The following is a 6,000-nucleotide window of genomic DNA, read 5'->3' on the forward strand; positions in this document are numbered from 1 at the left end:
AATATGACTATAAAAATATAAAGAAATAAACTTTTGAGGTCCTTTATATATTATATAATATATAAAGGCATGAATCATTATATATTAAGGCATGCGCTAATATTGCATAATGTCAATTCATATTATAATAATGTGGAATATCATGAACTGAATAAATGAATATTTCTCATATCATGCTAATAATATCACTTCCTTGATATAGAATATTAAATAATATAAAAATCTCTTTTATGTCTCTGTATTAGTGCATTATGCAACGTATAGAAATAGATAGATTTTTGTATATAAAACATTTAGGAGTTATGTAATTCTATTATTCTAAATGTGATAATATCACTTCTATATTAACTAGCTTAAAAAATTTAATTATTTAACATCATTAATTCATATAGTCACGGATCTCTTGGGAGATACTCATAGAGCAAAACTTTGGACCGCACATAGAACAGAAGTGCGCGCTTTTACCAGATTCTTTTGGAAGTGTTTCATCATGATAGGCACGTGCAGTAATAGGATCTATCGCTAAATTAAATTGATCCTCCCAACGAAACTCAAAGCGTGCTTTTGACATGGCATTATCACGAATTTGTGCACCAGCGTGCCCTTTAGCGAGATCAGCCGCATGAGCAGCAATCTTATAGGTAATAAGTCCTTGTTTAACATCTTCTTTATTTGGTAAGCCAAGATGTTCTTTTGGAGTTACATAACATAACATGGCACAACCAAACCAGCCAATTATCGCAGCACCAATACCAGAAGTAAAGTGATCGTAGCCTGGAGCAATATCAGTAGTTAAAGGACCTAAGGTATAAAATGGTGCGTCATGGCAATGATCAATTTGTTCGGTTATATTTTTTTGAATCATATTCATTGGGACATGACCTGGACCTTCAATCATAACCTGCACATCATATTCCCAGGCAATTTTAGTTAACTCCCCCAAGGTATAAAGCTCAGCAAATTGCGCTTTATCATTGGCATCGTGTACTGAACCAGGACGTAAACCATCCCCCAGAGAAAGCGATACATCATAAGATGCACATAATTCGCAAATATCTCGAAAGTGTTTATAAAGAAAATTCTCTTGATTATGTGTCAGGCACCATTTAGCCATAATTGATCCACCTCGCGAAACGATACCAGTTAAACGCTGAGCGGTCAGGGGAATGTATCGCAAGAGAACACCAGCGTGAATAGTAAAGTAATCTACTCCTTGTTGTGCTTGCTCTAGCAATGTATTACGAAATATCTCCCAGCTCAAGTTTTCTGCTATGCCATGGACTTTTTCTAATGCCTGATAAATAGGTACAGTGCCAATAGGAACCGGACTATTTCTTAGAATCCATTCACGAGTTTGATGAATGTAACGACCTGTAGATAAATCCATAACAGTATCGGCTCCCCAGCGAGTAGCCCATACTAATTTTTCTACTTCCTCCTCAATCGAGGAAGTTAACGCAGAATTACCAATATTAGCATTGATTTTCACTAAAAAGTTACGACCGATAATCATCGGCTCTAACTCAGGGTGATTAATATTTGCAGGGATAATAGCGCGTCCAGCCGACACTTCTCTGCGAATAAATTCTGCAGTAATATTTTTAGGTATTGCTGAGCCAGAAGGTTTTTCAGGATGTTGTAATGTTAGAGGATCACCGTTCATTTGGCTATTCGACATGTTCTCACGTAATGCGATAAATTCCATTTCAGGAGTAATTAATCCCGCACGGGCATAATGTAACTGAGTAACACGACGGTATTTTTTTGCACGACGAGGATGATGCAACGTTGTAAAGCGCATATTTTTCATTTCTAACATGTCATCTTGCGCTTTTCTCTCACTCGAAGTCAGTTCAGTGACATATTCACTGTCTTGACGATTATCAATCCAATTCGAGCGCAGCCGATGAATACCAGAACTTAGATCTATGGCTATTTCTGGATCTCCATAAGGACCAGAGGTATCATATACTAGAACTGGTGCGTTCTCTTCGTAGGTGATATTCTTATCTTTTCCTCGGATCGGACTAGGACTGAGGTGTATTTCACGCATAGGTACTCGTACGTTGCTTGAGCAAGCACTTTTTAGATAAACTCTCGTAGAATTAGGGAAAGTGCTACTTGTTATAGATTCTATGAAAGTTTTCGCTTTCTTACGGTTTTCACGACGCGAGCTAAAATTTTGTGATGATAACATCATCAGTTCCTCAAAAAAAATTATAGGAAGTGCTTCTTATATATAAAGTAAAATTATCTCATATTAGATATAATTAGATTTATTGATCACGTGAGCATACTCTCCATCTTTTATTCTTTTTATGACATCAATATTATGTTAGTTTTTATATCTTCTTCAAAATTTCTGTGATAAGAGTAAGTGGTGACTGAGAATAAAAAGGTTATCTATATGTAAAAAATTTAATGTTAGAGGTCAATACTTTAGATTCTGTATACTTAGTGATATAAAAATTTTACACAAAATAAGTAATATCTTCTTGTTGACATTGATATGCATACCTACGTATTACACTGAAATTAATTTAATATAATGCAATTATATTTGGTATAGTGCAATGATGTTATAAAATAGTAAATTTTATTTTGATGGAAAATGTTCTTAATTGTATGTTATACTTTAAATTATTTTTAAATTTTTATTTAGAAAAATATTTCTTGAGAGTTTCATTATTATTCGGGGTTTTTTTAAATTATTTTATGATCAAGTAGAGATTATGAATTATGTGTCAATCAATAATACAAATATTTTTAGATTTTATCAGTTTAATGTATTAAGGCTGATAAAGAGTTTTTAAAAAACACCACTGTTATTGTATACTGTACTCAGCATTTAAGATAAATTATTCTTAATATTATTTTATTTGCAGAAAGATAATTTATACCTTTAAATTAATAATTTAGAGTCTTTCTGTTAATATTCTGTTTTTTGATGGGATTTTTTTGACATCACTAAAAGTGTTTTGTAGATTATTGATATTTGGAAATAAATATTTATAGTATATAATAAATAAATATAAATTTTAATCCAGATGTGGAATATATGTTTTTATTGCTTTTGCGCTATATATAATCTCAGTGTGATGTTTTTTTTGTTAAAAGGTAAGTCCAATTACTCTGAAAATCTTGAGAATAAATTGTGCAGAAAGATATAAAATCTTTCTTTATGAGATACTTTATATCTCGATCTGAATAAAAATCTATTGACAAAACCTAAATCACTGATTTAGATCAAGTAGAGTGTAACCAAAACATAATTGTTAGTTAAGGCTAATAAATAAAAATAAATTTTACTTTATCTATTGAGCGTCAAATATTTATCAGCTTATACTATCGAAGGTAAATCTATAGTTTTTTTGCGTTTTTTGGAAACAAGTCGTTTAATTATTTATCTGGATAGAAGTTTAATTGCTAATAACATATTTTTATTGCCACATTGATAAAAAAATATTATTTTGCTATAAATAAACAATTATTATAATATGATTATATAAATTTATATTGTTATTGTATGTAAATAATTTAATTTAATTTGATGGTATTTAGAAAAAATATTTTATATGTAGACATAGTGATGCATAATAACAAACAAAATCAATCCTGTATCTTAATGTAAGTGATTGAATAAATTATGTATCTGATGTTTTATGTTTTAATGAAAAAATTTTTGAATATTTTTTTAAATAACCTATTAATAACAAGAGGCTTTAGATTTTATTTTCTGCGGTTTAAGTTTGTTACTTACATGGACAATATTAACTTAGGTGTCCACAGATCTCTTGCAGGCTAACTACTAAAGCACTAATATAAAATATAATATAGTAAAATTATATTTTTCCCGTAGATAATCTAGAGAAAATTATTTTTAATATAAACATATGATTTATCGGATGATTTACGTTATAATTATAAAAATAGGTTTTAATAGGTTAATTTTAAATAGATTATCTGTCTTTCTGTATCAGCACGATAAATTAATGATCTATGTTGAGTCAAAAGAAAGAAAAGAAATTTTAGCTTAATGTATTAAAACAAGAAAAAGAATTATATAGTTTATTATTTTGTAGCTAAAACATATATAATTGGCATAAAATTACGTTAATATATATTTTAAATATAATTTAGTGGCTATCCAGGAAGTTACTCTGAGAAAATAAGCCACCAAGATGAGAAAAAATCATGTTATCACCATGAAAATTAAAATCTTTACCAGAAATATACTGGATTAGTTGAATAAATAAAAATTTTGGGTGACTATATAGTAGTTTCCTTCATAATATTTAATTAATGCTTAATACAGTCACAGCGATAGAACAGCTCGCTGATCCGCTTTTAAACTAAATTCTGCCAAAATAGAAAGTTTGTCATTAACCATATGATAGAGTTTCAACTAGTTTATGAAGACTATACGGATAAATTCTGCTGTACAGGACGCTTCCCTATAGTGAGCAGGTGCCGGGAGAAAGAGAAATAAAATTCTCATTTTCCCAAACGCAAAGAACCTGGATAGGGTGATCTCGGCAGACTTCACTATCAGGGCTTTACGAGTCGTTCAAGAACGTATTCAAGAAGGATACTGGCCGAATGAACGCTAGCAATCAAGTGTTTAATCACACTTCCACTATTAGTTCTGCCATAAGTGCAGGGAGTGGTGGATAATTTAAGTTTCTTTACTGCCTCTCAGGCTAAACCTCGGATGTCCAAAGCGCATTGTTATGTTAACAATCCATATCCATGTTATCGTCCACCAAAAGAAAATGTAAAGCCTCCTCGCATAATTTGTGCGATACGCAAGGCAGCTCGTACGAACGCTCCTTCAAAACACCCAATTTGGCGGGTAGCGCCTCGTTATCATCCTATTACTCACTCAGTACTGAATAATCAGCGGGCGATGAATTCGCATCGTGCCCGTGCAATTGATGCTATCATTGAATGTTTAGCAGCGCATGTAAATATTGTGACTGGAAAGGTTCATATGTCTTTAGCGCAAATTTCTGATGCATGTGGTTTAACGACTTATAACACAGCGGGTAAACCATGCTACAGCCGTACAAGTCGTGCTATTAATGAGCATCTTGAGGCTATTGGCGCTATTTTTTGTGACCGCATATGGGACAAGACGACTGGCTCTTATATTCCAAATATGATATGGGTTACTAAATTATTTTTTGTTTTAATTGATTATGAGTATGGTAAATACCTATCTGCACAAAAACAGCAATTGTCCTGGGAGAATCAAAAGTTACGAAAAGTAGGAGAAGGACCGATTACCCTAACTGAAGCACGTCGCCGGGCTAAGACAGAGCATATTCGAAGAGCGTTTGAGTTTCGAACTCAGAAATTAGCATGGGGTAAGCAATATCGCCGCGCTAAAAAACTTGAAGCCATGGACGAGAGGAAAGCTAGAGGGAGTATTCTTAAAGATCTAGTAAAAATTTACCGAGTAGAAGAGCTTGGTGCAATGGGGTATATCGAGTTAAACCGGATGATTACATATCGCTATCATGCAATGTGCAAGCTTGCGAGTAACACCCCAGGGACTGGATAATCTATAAATGTAAAAAATTTATACGCTAAATGCGTAGGGTTTTTTTTGCCCTTAATCATGCCACTGTTAAATTTTTAATCTATTTTTTTTAATTTTTTTTCTTTTCACACTAAATAGGTTTAAAGACCATTTTTTTATAGAAGAATTTTGACTTATCCACATATTAATGCAAATGGGTTTTTTAGTTAAATGCATTCTAAGAAATAGATGCAAATATACTGTAATAAAAAAATACAGAAAAAGAATTAATACAAGAAAGAAAATTGTGCATAACTCTATCTTCAAAATAGAACTCTATTTTGATTAATAAAAAGATACATATGTATCTTTTTATTAATAGATAAATGTCATAAAGGGAAGTAAATTTTATTAAGAAGGGTTTAAAATTTTTTGATTTAACAACTAGCAATCCTGTTTCTTTAAAAGAATTTATCTAT

General features: G+C 31.6%; 1 protein-coding gene and 1 pseudogene. One reads left to right on the forward strand and one right to left on the reverse strand.

Translation table 11 applies throughout. From position 1 onward, the window contains the following. Window positions 1-388: 388 nt before the first annotated feature. A pseudogene (gene thiC, locus ERCISPPA3004_RS03375) lies at window positions 389-2,197 on the reverse strand (phosphomethylpyrimidine synthase ThiC); the annotation flags it as partial. A 2,466-nt stretch (window positions 2,198-4,663) separates the two neighbouring features. Between thiC and repA the strand changes: the two are divergent. Then, window positions 4,664-5,563, forward strand: a complete 900-nt coding sequence (gene repA / locus ERCISPPA3004_RS03380; RefSeq protein WP_232037600.1) for a plasmid replication initiator RepA — start codon at window positions 4,664-4,666, stop codon at window positions 5,561-5,563. Window positions 5,564-6,000 lie beyond the last annotated feature (437 nt).

The sequence above is a fragment of the Candidatus Erwinia haradaeae genome (assembly GCF_900698995.1).
Lineage (GTDB): Bacteria > Pseudomonadota > Gammaproteobacteria > Enterobacterales > Enterobacteriaceae > Erwinia_E > Erwinia_E haradaeae_C.